The following is a 16,343-nucleotide window of genomic DNA, read 5'->3' as shown; positions in this document are numbered from 1 at the left end:
CGTGTTGCGTGGCTTGAGGTTAGGCCTCGTCTGAAGCGCTGACCTGAATCACGGCCGCCAGCTCGATCAGCTTGGCTTCGTGCTCGTTGGCGTGGTGCTGGCAGAAGAGAAGTTCGGCACCGGAGGGCAGCGTGGCTCGCACCCGGGCGGCAGCACCGCACCGGTCGCATCGATCAGCCCGAGTCAGTTCGGGACTGGTCAGAGTCGCGTTCATGGGCTCCTCCGTTCTCGCGGTTGCTCACAAGTGTGTCAGACGCTCGGGCGTTCGGCGTTGTTCCCGGCTTCGGCTGTGTCGTGTCTCACCCCGAGGCGGCGCTAGGGCAGGATCGACGACGATGAACGCTTCCGGCATCCTTGTGCATCTGTGCAGCGCCGCGGAATGGGCGAGCGCGCAGACGTCGGGTGCGCTGCGCCCCGAGTCGTTGGACAGGGTGGGTTTCGTGCACCTGTCGACGCCGCAGCAGGTTCATCTGCCCGCCAATCGGCTCTACCGAGGCCGCACCGATCTGGTGTTGTTGCAGGTGGACCCGGCCAAGGCGCAGGCACCGGTGCATTGGGAGCCCGGCGTGCCGGGCGATCCGGAATCGATGCTCTTCCCGCACCTGTACGGGCCGTTGCCCGTCGGCGCGGTGATCGGTGTCACGCAGTATCGGCCGGGCCCGGACGGTGCGTTCGCCGCGGCGGATTGAGGTTGATCGGGGTGGTCGGTTTGGCCGCTGACTTCCGGGTGAGTTCGCTACGGGCGAACACGTTTTGAGCCTTGTTGATCAACGCGGCGGGCACCCGCGGCCACGCGGCGGCGACGGCGTTGACCGCCGAGAGCACGGCAGGATCCAGGCTGGCCTCGGCCGGCACCGGATGGCCGTGGGCCACCGCGCGCTTGAGCAGGGCGGTGAAGGTCTGCGACGACTCGCCATCGGTGGACATTGACGGCGATCCTACGCGCGGGCGCTTCCGGCCGGGCGGTTAAACCGGCCGGGCCTCGATGATCGACATCGGGCTCGCCGTGGGGATCACCCGCTGCAGCCGGAATCCCGACTGCGACAGCAACGCGGCGTACTGCCGCCGGGTGCGTTCCTGTCCGCCGGCGGCGACCAGCATCTCCAAATCGAGCACCAGACCCAGGTGGGCGGGCGCGCCCTCGGGCAGCACCATCTCGAACAGCAACACCTTGCCGCCGGGCGCGATCGCCCTGCGGACATTGCGCAGAATTTCCAGCGACCGGTCGTCGTCCCAGTCGTGAATGACGGTCTTGAGCAGATAGGTGTCGCCGCCGGAGGGGACCGATTCGAAGAACGACCCACCCGCGCGATCGCAGCGCGAGGCCACCCCGGCGGCGGCCATCGTCGCGTCGGCTCCGGCCACCACCTGGGGCAGGTCGAACAGCACCCCGCGCGCATCCGGCGCCTGACGCAACACCGCGGCCAGCAGCGCGCCGTGGCCCCCGCCCACATCCACGATCAGGTTGCTGGTGCTGAAGTCATATGCGGGAACGGCGGTTTCGATCGCGACGGCGGACGCTCCGGTCATCGCGTCGTTGAAAACCTGCGCCAGTTCGGGATCGGTGTCGGTGTACTCGAAGAAGGACATGCCGCGCACTTTGCTGACGGCGGTCTCGCCGGTCCGCACCGAGTGTTCCAGGTTCGACCAGTGCTCGCCACGAAACGCGTTGAGGACGGCGAGCAGCGCCGCCGGTGGTGCTGTGGTCGCGTGGGTCGCCTAGTCCAGGTAGTCGCGCAGGACCTGAGACCGACTGGGGTGCCGCAACTTCGACATGGTCTTCGACTCGATCTGGCGGATCCGCTCGCGGGTGACCCCGTAGACCTGGCCGATCTCGTCGAGGGTGCGCGGCTGGCCGTCGGTCAGGCCGAACCGCAGCCGCACCACGCCGGCTTCGCGTTCCGAGAGCGTCTCGAGCACCGACTGCAGCTGATCCTGCAGCAGGGTGAACGAGACGGCATCTACGGCTACTACCGCCTCGGAGTCCTCGATGAAATCGCCGAGCTGGGAGTCGCCCTCGTCGCCGATCGTCTGGTCCAGCGAGATCGGTTCCCGGGCGTACTGCTGGATCTCCAGCACCTTCTCCGGGGTGATGTCCATCTCCCGGGCGAGTTCCTCGGGGGTGGGCTCGCGGCCCAGGTCTTGCAGCAGCTCACGCTGGATGCGGCCGAGCTTGTTGATCACCTCGACCATGTGCACCGGGATGCGGATAGTGCGCGCCTGGTCGGCCATGGCGCGGGTGATGGCCTGGCGGATCCACCAGGTGGCGTAGGTGGAGAACTTGTAGCCCTTGGTGTAGTCGAACTTCTCCACGGCGCGGATCAGACCGAGGTTGCCCTCCTGGATCAGGTCCAGAAACGCCATTCCGCGGCCGGTGTAACGCTTGGCCAATGACACGACCAGCCGCAGGTTGGCCTCCAGCAGGTGGTTCTTGGCGCGGTCGCCGTCCCGGCAGATCCAGGCCATGTCACGCCGGTAGGCGACGGCCAGCTTCTCGCCCTTCTCGGTGTGCTCGGCCATCTTCTGGGTGGCGAACAGACCGGCCTCGATGCGCTTGGCCAGCTCGACTTCCTCTTCGGCGTTGAGCAGCGCCACTTTGCCGATCTGCTTGAGGTAGGCGCGCACCGAGTCGGCCGAGGCGGTGAGCTCGGCGTCCTTGCGGGCCTGGCGCAGGGCTTCGGACTCCTCTTCGTCCCAGACGAAATCGCCTGAGGCCTTATCTTTTTCGGAGGGTTCGGCGATCTCGTCGTCGTCATCGCCGGCCTCATTGGTGGCCACGGCGGTGGTGGCCGCGGCAGTGTTGTCGCCCGCGGCTTCGTCGTCGGAGGCGGCGTCGTCCTCGAGTTCGTCCAGGCTCAGGTCGGCGTCGTCGATGTCGTCCTCGCCGGGCTCGCCGTCCAGTTCGGCGTCGGTGTCCAGATCCTCGGCCACGAGGTCGACGTCTGCGTTCTTGGCGCCCTTGGCGGCCGCGGCTTTCTTGGCCGGACCCCGGGTCGACCGGGTCTTGGGCTTGGTGGCGTCGTCGGTGGCGTCGCCGTTCTTGGCGGCGGCGCTCTTGGTCGCCGGGCGCGCTGTCGTCTTGGTGGCCTTCTTGGCCGGGGCGGCCTTGGCGGCCTTCGCCGCGGTGCGCTTGGCCGGGGTCTTGGTGGCGGCCTTGGCAGGCGGCTTGGCGGGCGCCTTGGCGGCACTGCGCTTCTTCGGCTCCTCAGTCGCCGGCTTTGCCTTGCTCGCTGCCACGTCCACCCCTTCGGTCGGACTGACTTTCGGTTCGCAGGGCCGTGCGCAACCGAAAGTGTCGGGTTATGTCGAATGTCGGCTCTATTTCAGTTGGGTGATCAACTGGGATAGTCGCCGCTATCGGTTAGGCGGCCGCCGTCGACCATTGTAACGACAGTCGCGGGCGACAATCGCTGAGCGGGCGGAAATCACCGGGTGACGTCGGTGGCAGACGCCATCGCGGCTCCGACGATTCCCGCGGAGTTCTGCAGTGTCGCGGCGACCACCGGGGTCCGGTTGCCCAGCAGTGGCACCCACTGGTCGGCCTTGCGGCTGATGCCGCCGCCGACGATGATCAGGTCGGGGCAGAGGGCGTTCTCGATGGCCACCAGCACCTTGGTCACCTGCTTCGACCACTTCTTCATGCTCCAGTTCTTACGCTCCTTGACCGACGCGGCGGCCCGGTGCTCGGCTTCCTTGCCGTCCACATCGATGTGCCCGAGTTCGGTGTTGGGCAGCAATTTTCCGTTGTGGATCACCGCCGATCCGATCCCGGTCCCGAAGGTGAGCAACACGACCACGCCGGTGTTGTCCTTGCCCGCTCCGAAGCGCTCTTCGGCCAGTCCGGCGGCGTCGGCGTCGTTGAGGATGACGACGGGCTGGCCGTCGAGTGCGGCGGCGACCGCCGCTTGGGCGTTCACCCCGATCCAGGATTTGTCGACATTGGCGGCGGTCCGCACCACACCGTCGACCACCACGCCGGGATAGGTGACCCCCAGCGGGCCGGTCCAGCCGAAGTGCCGGACCACCGCGGCGACGGTCTCGGCGACCGCGGCCGGTGTCGCGGGGCTGGGCGTGGGCAGCTTGTAGCGTTCGCCGACCAGCGTGCCGGTCTCGAGATCGACGATGCCGCCTTTGATGCCGCTGCCGCCGACGTCGACGCCGAACGCCTGTCGTTGCGGCCCGGTGCCGCCGGTGGTCGCAGCAGGCGACGCGGTGGTGGAATCGGTCGAGTCGGTGCCGGTCATCCCTCTCCTCTCACGGGGTCGCTGGTCAGCAGGTGCCGGAGTGGACCTTGGTCAGCAGCGCCGGGTCGGGCAGTCCGGTGGCATCCGGACGCAAGCCCGCCAGCGCCGCTTCGATGTCGTCGCTGTGGGCCAGGCTGACGAAGTCGCTTCCAACCGCCAGGTCGACGGAGTCGTCGGGACGGTCGTCGCGGAACAGCTCGGTGCACGGAGCCACCAGCCACAGCGCCGCCGCGGCGGCCTGTCCCGCCTCGCCGAAGCGGATCTGGCCCTGGCAATCCAGCCGGTCGTTGGCATAGACCGGGTCGTTGGCGGCGGTCGGCTGGGCGAAACCGTCGTCGCGCAGCGCGTCGGCGACATCGGCGGCCTGCCCGGCCCGGCCGCTGGCGTTGAGCACGCGGGCCTTGACGTCGGCCAGCTTGGCCGGGGTGGCGGTCATCATCGCGGCACGCGGCACCTGGGTGCCGAGCCGCGGCTGGCCGGGCTCGGTGGGCGCCGGCGGAGGGTTGCACACCGCGGCCTCGTGCATGTCGGCCGGCCGGGTCAGCGCCACGGTCCACGCCACGGCGGTCAAAAGTGACAGCGCGGCCAAGGCGTAGGCGGCGGGTCGATAGTTGCGCCGCCGGAAGGGCAGACCATGCTTGTCGAACTCGGTGCCGGAAGTGATTTGCGCGACCACGTACGCACTCTAGAGGGCGCGCGAGGCAGCGATCACCGTGGTCAGCAATATAATGTGATGCAAATCACAGTTGATCTGGACGCGAACCGGGCACGAATCATTTGGTGGATGCGTTCGACGCTGGTACAAAGCTCGCGCAGGGTTACGAGGGGACGAGGGAAGAAGACCATGGCTACCGACTACGACGCCCCGCGTCGCACCGAGACCGACGACGTTTCCGAGGATTCACTCGAGGAACTCAAGGCTCGGCGGAACGAAGCGCAATCCGCCGTGGTCGACGTCGACGAATCCGAATCCGCCGAATCCTTCGAGCTGCCCGGCGCGGACCTGTCCGGAGAAGAGCTGTCGGTGCGCGTCGTCCCCAAGCAAGCCGACGAATTCACCTGTTCGAGCTGCTTTTTGGTGCAGCACCGCAGCCGTTTGGCCAGTGAGAAGAACGGCGTGATGATCTGTACCGACTGCGCGGCCTGACCCCGTCGCTCAGCTCTGCAGGGCCTCCAGCACTCGCTGCGGATGACGGCAGCTGATCAGCCAGTACGGCGTCGGGTCATCGGGATCATCGAGTACGACCAGCACCATCGGCCCCACCCAGCCACGATGCACCACATAGGCCGCCGGATCGAGCTGGCGGCCCAGTGCCGCCGACTTGGCCGACTGCGGCACCTCGGCCGCGCGGGCGATGACGCTCACCGGTAGGTGCGCCTCGCCGACCCACAGCTCACGCTGGTCGGAGGTCTCGACGACGAGCACCTGGATGCGTCCCAGCCACAGCAGGGCGGCCACGGTGATCGCGAAGAACACGGCGAACGGCAGCCAGCCCGGCAGGCTGCGCAGGCCCAACCGGACTTCGTAGGCCATCAGGCCGTTGCCCACGAACCCCAGCGGCCACCACCACCAGGGCACCCACAGTTGCTCGCGGTAACGCACGGTTTGCGGTGCTTGGTGGTTCAGACGCGATCCCGACATCCGGCTAAGAGTAGTCTTGCGGCTCGTGTCGCCCAGTCTTGCGGTTGTCCGCCTCGATCCTGATCTGCCGTTGCCGCGCCGCGCCCATGCCGGCGACGCCGGGGTCGACCTCTACAGTGCGGTCGACGTCGAGCTGGGACCGGGCCAGCGTGCCCTGGTGCCCACCGGTATCGCGGTGGCGATTCCGTTCGGCATGGTCGGCTTGGTGCACCCCCGATCGGGTTTGGCTGCGCGGGTGGGGCTTTCAATCGTCAACAGTCCGGGAACGATCGACGCAGGTTATCGCGGCGAGGTTAAGGTGGCATTGATCAACCTGGACCCGGCGACGCCGATCGAGATCCATCGGGGGGACCGGATCGCCCAGCTGGTGGTACAGCGGGTCGAGCTGCCCGAACTGATCGAGGTCACCTCGTTCGATGAGGCAGGGCTGGCCGGGACCACCCGTGGCGGTGACGGGCACGGCTCGTCGGGCGGACACGCGAGTTTGTGAGAAGCGAAGTGACGAAGATGGGCGGCAGTGATGGCATTCGGTAGGGGCAAGCGCAAGACCGGCGGCGACGAGCCGACGCGCGCCGAGCCGCAACCCGAGGACTCCGAGGACTCCGAAGACGTGGACTCGGGCGAGGAGCTCGACGGCCCGTTCGACATCGAAGATTTCGACGACCCCGCCGCGGCGACGACGGCCCGACTGGATCTGGGTTCGGTCCTGGTGCCGATGCCCGCCGGCGCCCAGGTCCAGGTCGAACTGAGCGAGGCCGGCGTGCCCAGCGCGGTATGGCTGGTGACGCCCAACGGGCGGTTCAACATCGCCGCCTACGCCGCGCCCAAGTCGGCGGGACTGTGGCGCGAGGTGGCCGCCGAGCTGGCCGACGCGCTGCGCCGGGACTCCGCGAGCGTCAGCGTCATCGACGGCCCATGGGGCCGGGAGGTGGCCGGATCGGCGACTGGCGCGGTCCGGTTCATCGGGGTCGATGGCTACCGCTGGATGGTGCGCTGCGTGGTCAACGGCCCGCACGAGACGATGGACGCGCTGACCGAGCAGGCCCGGGAAGCCTTGGCGGACACGGTGGTCCGTCGCGGCGACACCCCGTTGCCGGTGCGTACCCCGTTGCCGGTGCGGCTGCCCGAGCCGATGGCTGAGCAGTTGCGGGCCGCGGCCGCTGCCCAGGCCGCCGCCCGGGGCCAGGCGCCGGCCGGCCAGCAGCCGGCCGGGGGAGCCGCGCCCGACGCCGGCGGCGATGTGCCACCGCCCGCGCCGACTGCTCGCCGCAGCGCGGAGGGATCCGCGATGCAGCAGTTGCGCACTATCACCGGCGGTTAGTGACTAATAGGTTTCGCCCAGCGCCGTCAGGCAGGCGGTGCCCAACGCGGACGGGTCGGCGCCGATCTGTTCGAGGGTCACGGTGCACAGCGCCGCCCGCGGGGCGACGGCCACCCATTCCGTGGCGGCCTGCAACGGGTGCACCGCGTCGTCGACGGCTGCGGTGACCCCCATCGGCGCCGCCAGGGTGGCCAGCTCGGCGCGGGTCGGGGCGACATAGGCCGCCGCCTGCTCCAGGGCGTCGGGCAGCAGCGGCCACTGAGCGGTCCAGGAGCGGGTCAGCTCGTCGGCGAGCCAGGCCGGGCTGGTCGCCCGCAGCTCGGCCACCACCGCCGGCAGCCCGTCACGGCGCAGCTGCTCGGCGCTGTAGCGGGCGGCATGGGCGGCCGGCGCGGCGCCGGGCGAGCCGGTCCAGGCGGGCAGTGCGGCCAACACCGCGACCACCTGCCCCGGATGGCGCAGCGCCCACGCGGTGGCCACCGCCGCGCCGATCGACACGCCCCCGACGACGATCGGGCCGGATCGGGCCGCGGCGTCCAGCGCCGCGAGATAACCCTCGACGAGACGGTCCGGTTGCGGACGGTGCGCAATCAATTCGGCGCCCACCTGCTGCAACGGCGCCTCGAACGCCCGGCGGACGTAGTCCTCGTCGGATCCGGTTCCCGGCAGCAGGACGGCCGTCACACCGTGCAAATCAAATGCCACCCCTTGATCCTGCCGGGTCGTGTGGCATTGGGTAATCAACAGGTCTACCCTAGCGGACGCACACACTTGAGGGAGAGGGCATGGCTGCGCCGAAGGGTTACCTGCGCCGGCTGACTCGGAGACTGACGGAAGATCCTGAGCTGCGCGACGTCGAGGAGTTGTCCGACGAGGCGCTCAGCACCGGCGCCCAGCGTGCCATCGACTGCGAACGCGGCCAAGAGGTCACCATGGTCGGCGTGCTGCGCAGCGTGGAAGCCAACGCCAAGGGGTGCGTGGGCGGGGTCCGCGCCGAGCTGTTCGACGGGACCGACACGGTGACGCTGGTGTGGCTGGGGCAGCGCCGCATTCCCGGAATCGACTCGGGCCGCACCCTGCGGGTGCACGGCCGGGTCGGAAAACTCGAAAGCGGCTCCAAGGCCATCTACAACCCGCACTACGAAATTCAGCAGTGAGCGCCGGGGATTATCGGCCCGCAGCAGTGATGACCGACGACTTCGGCCCCCAGGGGCCACAGCGGCTGCTGGACCAGATCGGCGGGGCGGCCGGCGTGATCTACTCGTCGTTGCCGATCGTGGTGTTCGTGCCGGCCTCCAGCCTCTTCGGGCTGCGGATTGCCGTCATGGCGGCGCTGGGCACCGCTGCGGCGGTGCTGGCGTGGCGACTGATCCGCCGGGAATCCACCCAGCCGGCCGTCTCGGGATTCTTCGGGGTGGCCGTGTGCGCCCTGATCGCATATCTGATGGGTGACTCCAAGGGCTACTTCCTGCTCGGGATCTGGACATCGCTGGTGTGGGCGGTGGTGTTCGCCGGCTCCATCCTGATCCGCCGCCCGGTGGTCGGCTACATCTGGAGTTGGGCCAGCGGCCAGGGCCTGGCCTGGCGAGAGCTGCGGGCGGCGATCTACGCCTACGACGCGGCGACGCTGACCTGGGTGCTGGTGTTCGGGTCCCGCTTTGTGGTGCAGCGGTTGCTCTACAACGCCGACCAGACCGGCTGGCTGGGGGTGGCGCGCATCGCGATGGGTTGGCCGCTGACCGCGCTGGCTGCCCTAGTGACCTATCTGGCGGTCAAATACGTGCAGCGGGCGCTGGATTCGCGGTCCGACGCCGACGCGGCAGACGGCCGCGAACCGCGGTCAGTGCGCGGGTAACAGCAGCTGGCGCAGCTCGTCCTCGACCCCGCTCGACGCGACGAACAGCAACTCGTCGCCGCCCTCGAGGGGCTCGTCGTCCTGGGGCACGATCACCCGCGGCCCGCGCAGGATCGTCACCAGTGCAGCGTCGCGAGGCAGCGACAGCTTGCGTACCGGCTTGCCGCCCCACGGGGTGTCGTCGGGCAGCGTGATCTCCAGCAGGCTGGCCTGGCCCTTGCGGAACTCCATGAGCTGCACCAGATCCCCGACCGCGACGGCTTCCTCGACCAGCGAGGCCAGCATCCGCGGCGTGGACACCGCCACGTCCACCCCCCAGGCGTCGGTGAACAGCCACTCGTTGCGGGGGTCGTTGACCCGGGCGACCACCCGGGGCACCGCGAACTCGGTCTTGGCCAGCAGCGAGAGCACCACATTGGCCTTGTCGTCGCCGGTGGCGGCGATTACGACGTCGAAGTCCTCCAGGTGCACCGACTCCAGCAGGGTCAGCTCGCAGGCGTCCCCCAGATGCCACTGGGCATCGGCGATGTCCTCGACGTCGATGTGCTCCGGGTTGCGCTCGATCAGCGTCACCTGGTGGTCACTGTCGAGCAGTTCCCGGGCGATCGACCGGCCGACGGCCCCGGCCCCGGCCACCGCGACTTTCATTGGCGCCGCTCCTCAACCCTGGCTCCGCAGGCTCCGCCAGCGTCTTCGTCGACGACGCGTTTCATTGGTCCAGGTCCTCGCTGGGCGGCAGCGCGGCGATCGGGATCGCCTCGGCGACACGGCCCGACACCGCGACGATGTACACCTGGTCGCTGGCCTGGATGACGGTCTTGGACTCGGGCAGGATGCCGGTGCCGAACCGGATCAAGAACGCCACGCGGGCGTTGACGGCGGCCTCCAGGTCGGTGACCGGGCGGCCGATCCAGGCCTCGTGCAGCACGACCTCGGCCACCGCGACGGTGCCGGTCGGGTCGCGCCACTTGGTGGTCTCGCTCTCGCGGGTCAGGGCGTCGAGCAGTCGGTCGGTGGTCCAGGGCACGGTGGCGATGGTGGGAATGCCGAGCCGTTCGTAGACCGCGGCCCGCTTGGCGTCATAGATACGTGCGACCACCCGGGCCACACCGAACGTCTCGCGCGCCAGTCGCGCGGCGATGATGTTGGAGTTGTCACCCGAGGACACCGCGGCGAACGCCCCAGCCTCCTCGATGCCGGCGCGCAGCAGCACGTCGCGGTCGAAGCCCATGCCCAGCACCCGCTCGCCGCTGAACTCCGGGCTGAGCCGGTTGAACGCGGTGGTGTCACGGTCGATGATGGCGACCTCGTGGCCGATCCGGGACAGCCCGTCTGCAACCGAGGCCCCCACCCGGCCGCACCCCATCACAACTACCCGCACCTGCACGGTCCTTTCGGCTGGTTTCGGCTGGCTGTCGCCCGCAGTAGTGCCCGTATTCGGTGAACGCTACCGCCAGAGCCGCCCTGGCTTACCCTTGGCTCTCGTGTCGAATTTTTCCACCGCTGCTCGGCGGCTGCTTCTGGGCCGGCCGTTTCGCAGCGATCGGCTCAGTCACACGCTGTTGCCCAAACGCGTCGCGCTGCCGGTGTTCGCCTCCGACGCGCTGTCCTCGGTGGCCTACGGCCCCGAAGAGGTCTTCCTGGTCTTGTCGGTGGCGGGCATCGCGGCCTACCGGTTGACGCCGTGGGTCGGCCTGGCGGTGGCGTTCGTGTTCATCACGGTGGTGGCCTCCTACCGCCAGAACGTGCACGCCTACCCCTCCGGCGGCGGCGACTACGAAGTGGTCACCACCAACCTGGGGGGCACGGCGGGCCTGACCGTGGCAAGCGCGCTGATGGTGGATTATGTTCTGACCGTCGCAGTCTCGATCTCAGCGGGAGTCGCCAACATCGGTTCGGCGATTCCGTTCATCGCCGATCACAAGGTGGCGTTCGCGGTGGGGACCGTCGCCGTGGTGGCCGCGACCAACCTGCGCGGCATCCGCGAATCCGGCACCGCGTTCGCGGTCCCTACGTACGCGTTCATGATCGGAGTCTTCGCGATGCTGGGCTGGGGGCTGTTCCAGATCTTCGTGCTGGACCATCCGCTGCAAGCCGAATCGGCAGCGTTCAAGATCCACTCGGCGCACGGTGAGGTGGTCGGCGTGGCCCTGGTGTTCCTGGTGGCGAAGTCGTTCTCGTCGGGCTGTGCGGCGCTGACCGGGGTGGAGGCGATCAGCAACGGTGTGCCGGCGTTCCGCAAACCCAAGTCGCGCAATGCGGCCACCACGCTGTTGATGCTGGGCGTCATCGCGGTGTCCATGATGATGGGCATCATCGTGCTGGCGAGGGAGACCGGGGTGAAGATCGCCGCGCGCCCGCACGAACAACTGATCGGGGCGCCGGCCGACTACGACCAGAAGACGCTGTTGGCGCAACTGGCCGAGACGGTGTTCCGCGGCTTCCCGCCCGGATTGTGGATCATCGCCGGCGTAACCGCGCTGATTCTGGCGCTGGCCGCCAACACCGCGTTCAACGGCTTCCCGGTGCTGGGTTCGATACTGGCGCAGGACCGGTATCTGCCACGTCAGCTGCACACCCGCGGCGACCGGCTGGCGTTCTCCAACGGAATCGTGTTCCTGGCGGTGGTGGCCATCGCCTTCATCGTGGCGTTCGGCGCCGAGGTCACCGCACTGATCCAGCTCTACATCGTCGGGGTGTTCGTCTCGTTCACGCTGAGCCAGATCGGCATGGTCCGGCACTGGAACCGATTGCTGCGCACCGAAAACGACCGTGCGGCGCGGGTCAAGATGATGCGCTCCCGAGTGGTCAACACCATCGGCTTCTTGGCCACCGGGACGGTGTTGATCGTGGTGGTCGTCACCAAGTTCGCGGCCGGCGCCTGGATCGCGATCGTGGCGATGTCGGTGCTGTTCGCCATGATGAAGATGATCCGCCGCCACTACGACGCCGTCGCCCAGGAGCTGGCCGAACAGTCTGCCGCCCTTGACGATCAGGCGGTGCTGCCCAGCCGCAACCACGCCTTGGTGCTGGTCTCCAAGCTGCACCTGCCCACCCGCCGCGCGCTGGCCTACGCGCGGGCGACGCGCCCGGACACCCTGGAGGCGATCACCGTCAACGTCGACGACATCGAGACCCGCGCTTTGGTCCGCGAATGGGAGGACAGTGATATCACCGTGCCGCTCAAGGTGATCGCCTCGCCCTACCGTGAGGTCACCCGGCCGGTGCTCGACTATGTCAGACGCATCAACAAGGAGTCGCCGCGCACCGTGGTGACCGTCTACATCCCCGAATATGTGGTGGGGCACTGGTGGGAACAGGTGCTGCACAACCAGAGTGCGTTACGGCTCAAGACCCGGCTGCTGTTCATGCCGCAGGTGATGGTGACCTCGGTGCCCTGGCAGCTCAACTCCTCGGAACGGCGCAAGGTGCTGGCGCCGCACCACGCCCCCGGTGATACCCGGCGAGGATTTCTGGAGTGAGCGACCAGGAGCTGACCCTCGTCACCGACGCGCCCGCGAATGGCGGCAGTTGTGTGGCCCGCCATGACGGCCGGGTGGTCTTCGTGCGTTACGCCCTGCCCGGCGAGCGGGTGCGGGCGCGGATCACCGCGGAGCGCGGATCGTACTGGCACGCCGAATGTGTCGAGGTGCTCGAACCGGCGGACGGCCGGGTCGCCTCCCTGTGCCCGATCGCCGGCGTCGACGGTGCCGGCTGTTGCGACCTGGCGTTCGCCGATCCGGCCGCGGCCCGTGCGCTCAAGGGCGAAGTGGTCTCCAACCAGTTGGCACGGCTCGGCGGCTACGACTGGCAGGGCGAGGCCGAACCGGTGGGCGAGGGCGGTCCGACTGGCTGGCGCAGCCGGGTCCGGCTGGAGGTCGGCGCCGACGGGCGGGCCGGGTTTCACCGGTATCACAGCGAGGAGTTGGTCACCGATCTGCGGTGCGGCCAGTTGCCCGCCGGGATGATCACGGGACTGGCCGAGCAGAGCTGGCGGCCCGGCGACCACGTCCATGTGGTGGCCGACGACGACGGCGTGCGGCACGTGGTGAGCACCGGCCGGGGTCATCGCCCGCAGGTGCACGAGGGCGACTATCACGCCACCCAGTGGGTCGGCCGGCGGCGCTGGCAGATCCCGGTGACCGCGTTCTGGCAGGCGCACCGGCACGCGGCCGCGCTCTACAGCGCGCTGATCGCCGACTGGGCAGCGCCGGAGGTCGGCATGACCGCCTGGGACCTCTACGGCGGGGCCGGGATCTTCGCCGCGGCACTGGCTGAGGAGGTGGGGGAGTCCGGCCGGGTGATCAGCGTCGACACCTCGCGGGCGGCCACCGGCGCCGCCCGGGCCGCGCTGGCCGATCTGCCGCAGGTGTCGGTGCGGACCGATTCGGTGCGCCGGGTGTTGGGTGCGCAGCGGACCGCTGCCGACGTCGCGGTGCTGGACCCGCCGCGCGCCGGCGCCGGACGCGAGGTGATCGAGGCGCTGGCGGCCGCGGGCGTACCGCGCCTGGTGCACATCGGTTGTGAGGCAGCGTCTTTCGCCCGGGACATCGGTCTGTACCGCAAGCATGGCTATGCCGTGCAGCAGATCCGGGTGTTCGACGCGTTTCCGCTGACTCACCACGTGGAGTGCGTGGCGCTGTTGGTGCGCTAGCCGTCAACCGGGCGCCTCGTCAACCGAACACGAAGTAGCGCAACCACAGATACGGCGCCGCCAGTGCTATCGAGACCACCGTGACCACGATGCCCTTGCGGGTGAACTCCCAGAACGTGATCGGATTCCCGGCGCGGCGGGCGATGCCGAGCATCACCACATTGGCGCTGGCTCCCACTGCGGTCAGGTTGCCGCCGAAGTCGGCGCCGAGCGCCAGCGCCCACCACAGGGCATCGGGGTGCAGATCGTTGGGCAGCGTGGTGCTCAGCTCGGCCACGATCGGTGTCATGGTGGCCACGTAGGGGATGTTGTCGATGATGCCGGAGACCGGCGCGGACACCCCCAGGATTCCCATCGTGGTCAGCAGGGCGTTGCCGCCGGTGAGTTCGGTGGCGCCCTTGGCCAGGGCGGCGATCGCCCCGGTGTCCACCAGGGCGCCCACCATCACGAACAGGCCGGCGAAGAACAGCAGGGTCTCCCACTCGACGCCGGACAGATAATCCGAGCGCTCCATCTTCGAGATCACGATCAGCACCCCGGCACCGAGCAGCGCCACCACGGAGGGCTCCAGGTTCAGTGCGGAGTGTCCGATGAACCCGGCGAACACCCCGGCCAGCACCAGGCCGCACTTGATCAACAGGCGGCGGTCCTGGATCGCCTCGTGCTCCTCGAGCGCCATCACGTCGGCGACCCGGTCGGGGTCGACAGTGAACGATCCCGGGAACAGCCGCGGCAGCATCAGGATGAAGACGACCAGGACGATGGCCACGATCGGCGCCATGTGCACAAGAAAGGCGTTGAACGACAAGCCCGCTCGGCTGGCGATGATGATGTTGGGCGGATCGCCGACCAGCGTGGCGGCGCCGCCGATGTTGGACGCGAACACCTCGGCCATCAGAAACGGTGCGGCGTTGATCTCCAGTCGGTCGCAGACCAACAGGGTGACCGGGGCGATCAGCAGCACCGTGGTGACGTTGTCCAGCAGTGCTGACGCAACAGCCGTCACCAGCACCAGCAGGATCATGATACGCAGCGGGGAACCCTTGGCCCGCTTGGCCGACCAGATCGCGACGTACTCGAACACGCCGGTCTGGCGCAGCACGCTGACGATGATCATCATGCCCAGCAACAGGAAGATGACGTCCCAGTCGATGCCGGTTTTGCGGGAGTAGAAGATGTCGTCGGAGGAGATGACGGGCAGGATGACCACCGCGGCCGCCCCGGTCAGCGCCACCACGGTCTTGTTGATCCGGTCGGCGGCGATGAACCCATAGGCGATCACGAAGACCGCGACCGCGAAGTAGATCATCGGGGCAGTCCCGCACAGCGGCCGGCCGCGACCCCCACCATGCACCCCCTGGATACGGAATCATTGACGCCGACCAGGCTTGCCGGTACACCGCATGAAAATGGATACGTTATCAGCCGCGCCGATCAGGTTTGAGCGCTGCCGCGAGCAGTCGCGAGGCGGTGATCACGCCGAGCAGTTTACCGTCCTTGACGACGGCCACCAGCGGGCTGCGCAGCTGGGCCATGGTGGAGGCGACTTCGATGAGGGTGTGGGCGGGCCCGGCGGTCGGCAGTTCGGGCAGGTGTTCGGGCAGCACGTCGCGCACCGTCTTGCCGTGCAGTTTCTCCGCGGCGCGATCGGCCGCGCTCTCGCTGAGCACTCCGGCCAGCGACGGGTCGTCCTGGACGTAGCCGGGAAGGATGAACCGCACGACCTGTGAGGCCGGCAGCACCGCGTGCGGCTTGCCGGCGGGGTCGATAACCACGATTCCGGGCAGTCGGTGTTCGGCCAATAATCGGGCCGCGTCCACGGCGTCGGAGTCGATGGACACCACCGGGAACTCCTCAGCGATCTCCTCGGCGCGCATACGACGACCATACGGTGGTCACCCGTCGCCATGCGTAGACTGGCCGGATGCTTGAAGGGATCCGCGGCCCCGCCGATCTGCAGCACCTCTCGCAGGCTCAGTTGGCCGATCTGGCGGCGGAGATCCGGGAGTTCCTGATCCACAAGGTTGCCGCGACAGGCGGGCACCTGGGCCCCAATCTGGGCGTGGTGGAGCTGACACTGGCGCTGCACCGGGTGTTCGACTCTCCGCACGATCCGATCATCTTCGACACCGGCCATCAGGCCTACGTGCACAAAATGCTGACCGGACGCAACCGTGACTTCGGCAGCCTTCGCAAGAAGGGCGGGCTGTCGGGGTACCCGTCGCGCGCCGAGAGCGAGCACGACTGGGTGGAGTCCAGCCACGCCAGTGCTGCGCTGTCGTACGCCGATGGGCTGGCCAAGGCCTTTGAGCTGACCGGGCATCGCAACCGGCACGTGGTGGCCGTCGTCGGCGACGGTGCGCTGACCGGCGGCATGTGCTGGGAGGCGCTGAACAACATCGCCGCCGGCAACCGGCCGGTGGTGATCGTGGTCAACGACAACGGCCGCAGCTACGCGCCGACCATCGGCGGCTTCGCCGACCACCTGGCCGCGTTGCGACTGCAGCCCGTCTACGAGCGGCTGCTGGAGCGCGGCCGCGGGCCGGGGGGGGGGGGGGGGGGGGGGGGGGGGGGGGGGGGGGGGGGGGGGGCGCGCGGGGGGGGCGGGGGGGGAGGCGCGGGGGCGG

The 16,343-nt window shown here is 68.8% G+C and carries 21 protein-coding genes; 9 read left to right on the top strand and 12 right to left on the bottom strand.

What is annotated here, in order from left to right:
* Positions 1-19: 19 nt before the first annotated feature.
* Positions 20-214, bottom strand: coding sequence for a DUF7455 domain-containing protein (locus tag A5771_RS10105; protein ID WP_064855083.1), 195 nt, complete (start codon positions 212-214; stop codon positions 20-22).
* A gap of 121 nt (positions 215-335) precedes the next feature.
* On the opposite strand from A5771_RS10105, the gene A5771_RS10100 reads away from it, so the two are divergent.
* A complete protein-coding gene (locus A5771_RS10100) occupies positions 336-689 on the top strand; it encodes a DUF952 domain-containing protein (protein ID WP_064855082.1) in 354 nt (117 codons plus the stop codon).
* Here A5771_RS10100 and A5771_RS10095 read toward each other — a convergent pair.
* From A5771_RS10095 to cei, 5 genes are all read right to left on the bottom strand, one after another.
* On the bottom strand, positions 640-927 hold the full coding sequence (locus A5771_RS10095) for a hypothetical protein (RefSeq protein WP_064855081.1): 288 nt from the start codon (positions 925-927) through the stop codon (positions 640-642). The two genes, A5771_RS10100 and A5771_RS10095, sit on opposite strands and share 50 nt — an antisense overlap.
* A 39-nt stretch (positions 928-966) precedes the next feature.
* Positions 967-1,641, bottom strand: coding sequence for a methyltransferase (locus tag A5771_RS10090; protein WP_428844403.1), 675 nt, complete (start codon positions 1,639-1,641; stop codon positions 967-969).
* Between the two features lie 78 nt (positions 1,642-1,719).
* Positions 1,720-3,237: an RNA polymerase sigma factor gene (locus tag A5771_RS10085; RefSeq protein ID WP_064855155.1), complete on the bottom strand. Its 1,518-nt coding sequence runs from the start codon at positions 3,235-3,237 to the stop codon at positions 1,720-1,722.
* Positions 3,238-3,425: 188 nt separating this feature from the next.
* A complete protein-coding gene (ppgK, locus tag A5771_RS10080) occupies positions 3,426-4,244 on the bottom strand; it encodes a polyphosphate--glucose phosphotransferase (protein WP_064855079.1) in 819 nt (272 codons plus the stop codon).
* Positions 4,245-4,269: 25 nt separating this feature from the next.
* Positions 4,270-4,920 (bottom strand): envelope integrity protein Cei, encoded by a 651-nt coding sequence (gene cei, locus A5771_RS10075; protein ID WP_064855078.1) that lies wholly within the window; start codon positions 4,918-4,920, stop codon positions 4,270-4,272.
* A gap of 168 nt (positions 4,921-5,088) precedes the next feature.
* Here cei and A5771_RS10070 point away from each other — a divergent pair, with 168 nt between their 5' ends.
* A complete protein-coding gene (locus tag A5771_RS10070; RefSeq protein WP_013829371.1) occupies positions 5,089-5,391 on the top strand; it encodes a DUF4193 domain-containing protein in 303 nt (100 codons plus the stop codon).
* A gap of 9 nt (positions 5,392-5,400) precedes the next feature.
* Here A5771_RS10070 and A5771_RS10065 read toward each other — a convergent pair whose 3' ends face one another.
* Complete coding sequence (locus A5771_RS10065) at positions 5,401-5,886, bottom strand: DUF3093 domain-containing protein (RefSeq protein ID WP_064855077.1); 486 nt, start codon at positions 5,884-5,886, stop codon at positions 5,401-5,403.
* Between the two features lie 25 nt (positions 5,887-5,911).
* Here A5771_RS10065 and dut point away from each other — a divergent pair, with 25 nt between their 5' ends.
* Positions 5,912-6,376 carry a dUTP diphosphatase gene (gene dut, locus A5771_RS10060; protein WP_064855076.1) on the top strand — a complete coding sequence of 155 codons (465 nt, stop codon included), beginning with the start codon at positions 5,912-5,914 and terminating at the stop codon, positions 6,374-6,376.
* A gap of 27 nt (positions 6,377-6,403) precedes the next feature.
* Complete coding sequence (locus tag A5771_RS10055; RefSeq protein WP_428844401.1) at positions 6,404-7,207, top strand: DUF3710 domain-containing protein; 804 nt, start codon at positions 6,404-6,406, stop codon at positions 7,205-7,207.
* A 3-nt stretch (positions 7,208-7,210) separates the two neighbouring features.
* On the opposite strand, the gene A5771_RS10050 is transcribed toward A5771_RS10055, so the two are convergent.
* A complete protein-coding gene (locus A5771_RS10050; protein ID WP_064855074.1) occupies positions 7,211-7,912 on the bottom strand; it encodes an alpha/beta hydrolase in 702 nt (233 codons plus the stop codon).
* A gap of 80 nt (positions 7,913-7,992) precedes the next feature.
* Between A5771_RS10050 and A5771_RS10045 the strand changes: the two genes are divergently transcribed.
* Positions 7,993-8,364: an OB-fold nucleic acid binding domain-containing protein gene (locus A5771_RS10045; protein ID WP_064855073.1), complete on the top strand. Its 372-nt coding sequence runs from the start codon at positions 7,993-7,995 to the stop codon at positions 8,362-8,364.
* 29 nt (positions 8,365-8,393) lie between these two features.
* A complete protein-coding gene (locus A5771_RS10040) occupies positions 8,394-9,062 on the top strand; it encodes a DUF3159 domain-containing protein (RefSeq protein WP_064855072.1) in 669 nt (222 codons plus the stop codon).
* On the opposite strand, the gene A5771_RS10035 is transcribed toward A5771_RS10040, so the two are convergent.
* Both A5771_RS10035 and A5771_RS10030 read right to left on the bottom strand, forming a co-directional pair.
* Positions 9,048-9,710, bottom strand: coding sequence for a potassium channel family protein (locus A5771_RS10035; RefSeq protein WP_064855071.1), 663 nt, complete (start codon positions 9,708-9,710; stop codon positions 9,048-9,050). The genes A5771_RS10040 and A5771_RS10035 overlap by 15 nt on opposite strands.
* A 61-nt stretch (positions 9,711-9,771) precedes the next feature.
* Positions 9,772-10,443, bottom strand: a complete 672-nt coding sequence (locus A5771_RS10030) for a potassium channel family protein (protein ID WP_082947169.1) — start codon at positions 10,441-10,443, stop codon at positions 9,772-9,774.
* Positions 10,444-10,546: 103 nt separating this feature from the next.
* Between A5771_RS10030 and A5771_RS10025 the strand changes: the two genes are divergently transcribed.
* Positions 10,547-12,544: an APC family permease gene (locus tag A5771_RS10025; RefSeq protein ID WP_064855069.1), complete on the top strand. Its 1,998-nt coding sequence runs from the start codon at positions 10,547-10,549 to the stop codon at positions 12,542-12,544.
* On the top strand, positions 12,541-13,716 hold the full coding sequence (locus A5771_RS10020) for a class I SAM-dependent RNA methyltransferase (protein WP_064855068.1): 1,176 nt from the start codon (positions 12,541-12,543) through the stop codon (positions 13,714-13,716). Before A5771_RS10025 ends, A5771_RS10020 begins: the two co-directional genes overlap by 4 nt.
* Positions 13,717-13,735: 19 nt before the next feature.
* Here A5771_RS10020 and A5771_RS10015 read toward each other — a convergent pair whose 3' ends face one another.
* On the bottom strand, positions 13,736-15,025 hold the full coding sequence (locus A5771_RS10015; RefSeq protein ID WP_064855067.1) for an SLC13 family permease: 1,290 nt from the start codon (positions 15,023-15,025) through the stop codon (positions 13,736-13,738).
* A gap of 112 nt (positions 15,026-15,137) precedes the next feature.
* Entirely contained in the window at positions 15,138-15,593 is a 456-nt protein-coding gene (locus tag A5771_RS10010; RefSeq protein ID WP_064855066.1) for a CBS domain-containing protein, read from the bottom strand.
* 47 nt (positions 15,594-15,640) lie between these two features.
* On the opposite strand from A5771_RS10010, the gene A5771_RS10005 reads away from it, so the two are divergent.
* Positions 15,641-16,343: 1-deoxy-D-xylulose-5-phosphate synthase N-terminal domain-containing protein (locus tag A5771_RS10005; RefSeq protein ID WP_234783016.1), on the top strand; the 703-nt coding region annotated here is incomplete at its 3' end.

The organism is Mycolicibacter sinensis (assembly GCF_001667375.1).
Classification (GTDB): domain Bacteria; phylum Actinomycetota; class Actinomycetes; order Mycobacteriales; family Mycobacteriaceae; genus Mycobacterium; species Mycobacterium sinense_A.
The sequence above is the reverse complement of the archived record's forward strand: the minus strand, read 5'-3'. Positions and strand labels throughout refer to the sequence as shown.

Excerpts from the sequence above, each read along its gene's own strand:
- A5771_RS10105 (WP_064855083.1), bottom strand. The coding sequence starts at position 214 with ATGAACGCGACTCTGACCAGTCCCGAACTGACTCGGGCTGATCGATGC.
- A5771_RS10100 (WP_064855082.1), top strand. The coding sequence starts at position 336 with ATGAACGCTTCCGGCATCCTTGTGCATCTGTGCAGCGCCGCGGAATGG.
- A5771_RS10095 (WP_064855081.1), bottom strand. The coding sequence starts at position 927 with ATGTCCACCGATGGCGAGTCGTCGCAGACCTTCACCGCCCTGCTCAAG.
- ppgK (WP_064855079.1), bottom strand. The coding sequence starts at position 4,244 with ATGACCGGCACCGACTCGACCGATTCCACCACCGCGTCGCCTGCTGCG.
- A5771_RS10070 (WP_013829371.1), top strand. The coding sequence starts at position 5,089 with ATGGCTACCGACTACGACGCCCCGCGTCGCACCGAGACCGACGACGTT.
- A5771_RS10065 (WP_064855077.1), bottom strand. The coding sequence starts at position 5,886 with ATGTCGGGATCGCGTCTGAACCACCAAGCACCGCAAACCGTGCGTTAC.
- A5771_RS10045 (WP_064855073.1), top strand. The coding sequence starts at position 7,993 with ATGGCTGCGCCGAAGGGTTACCTGCGCCGGCTGACTCGGAGACTGACG.
- A5771_RS10040 (WP_064855072.1), top strand. The coding sequence starts at position 8,394 with ATGACCGACGACTTCGGCCCCCAGGGGCCACAGCGGCTGCTGGACCAG.
- A5771_RS10035 (WP_064855071.1), bottom strand. The coding sequence starts at position 9,710 with ATGAAAGTCGCGGTGGCCGGGGCCGGGGCCGTCGGCCGGTCGATCGCC.
- A5771_RS10015 (WP_064855067.1), bottom strand. The coding sequence starts at position 15,025 with ATGATCTACTTCGCGGTCGCGGTCTTCGTGATCGCCTATGGGTTCATC.
- A5771_RS10010 (WP_064855066.1), bottom strand. The coding sequence starts at position 15,593 with ATGCGCGCCGAGGAGATCGCTGAGGAGTTCCCGGTGGTGTCCATCGAC.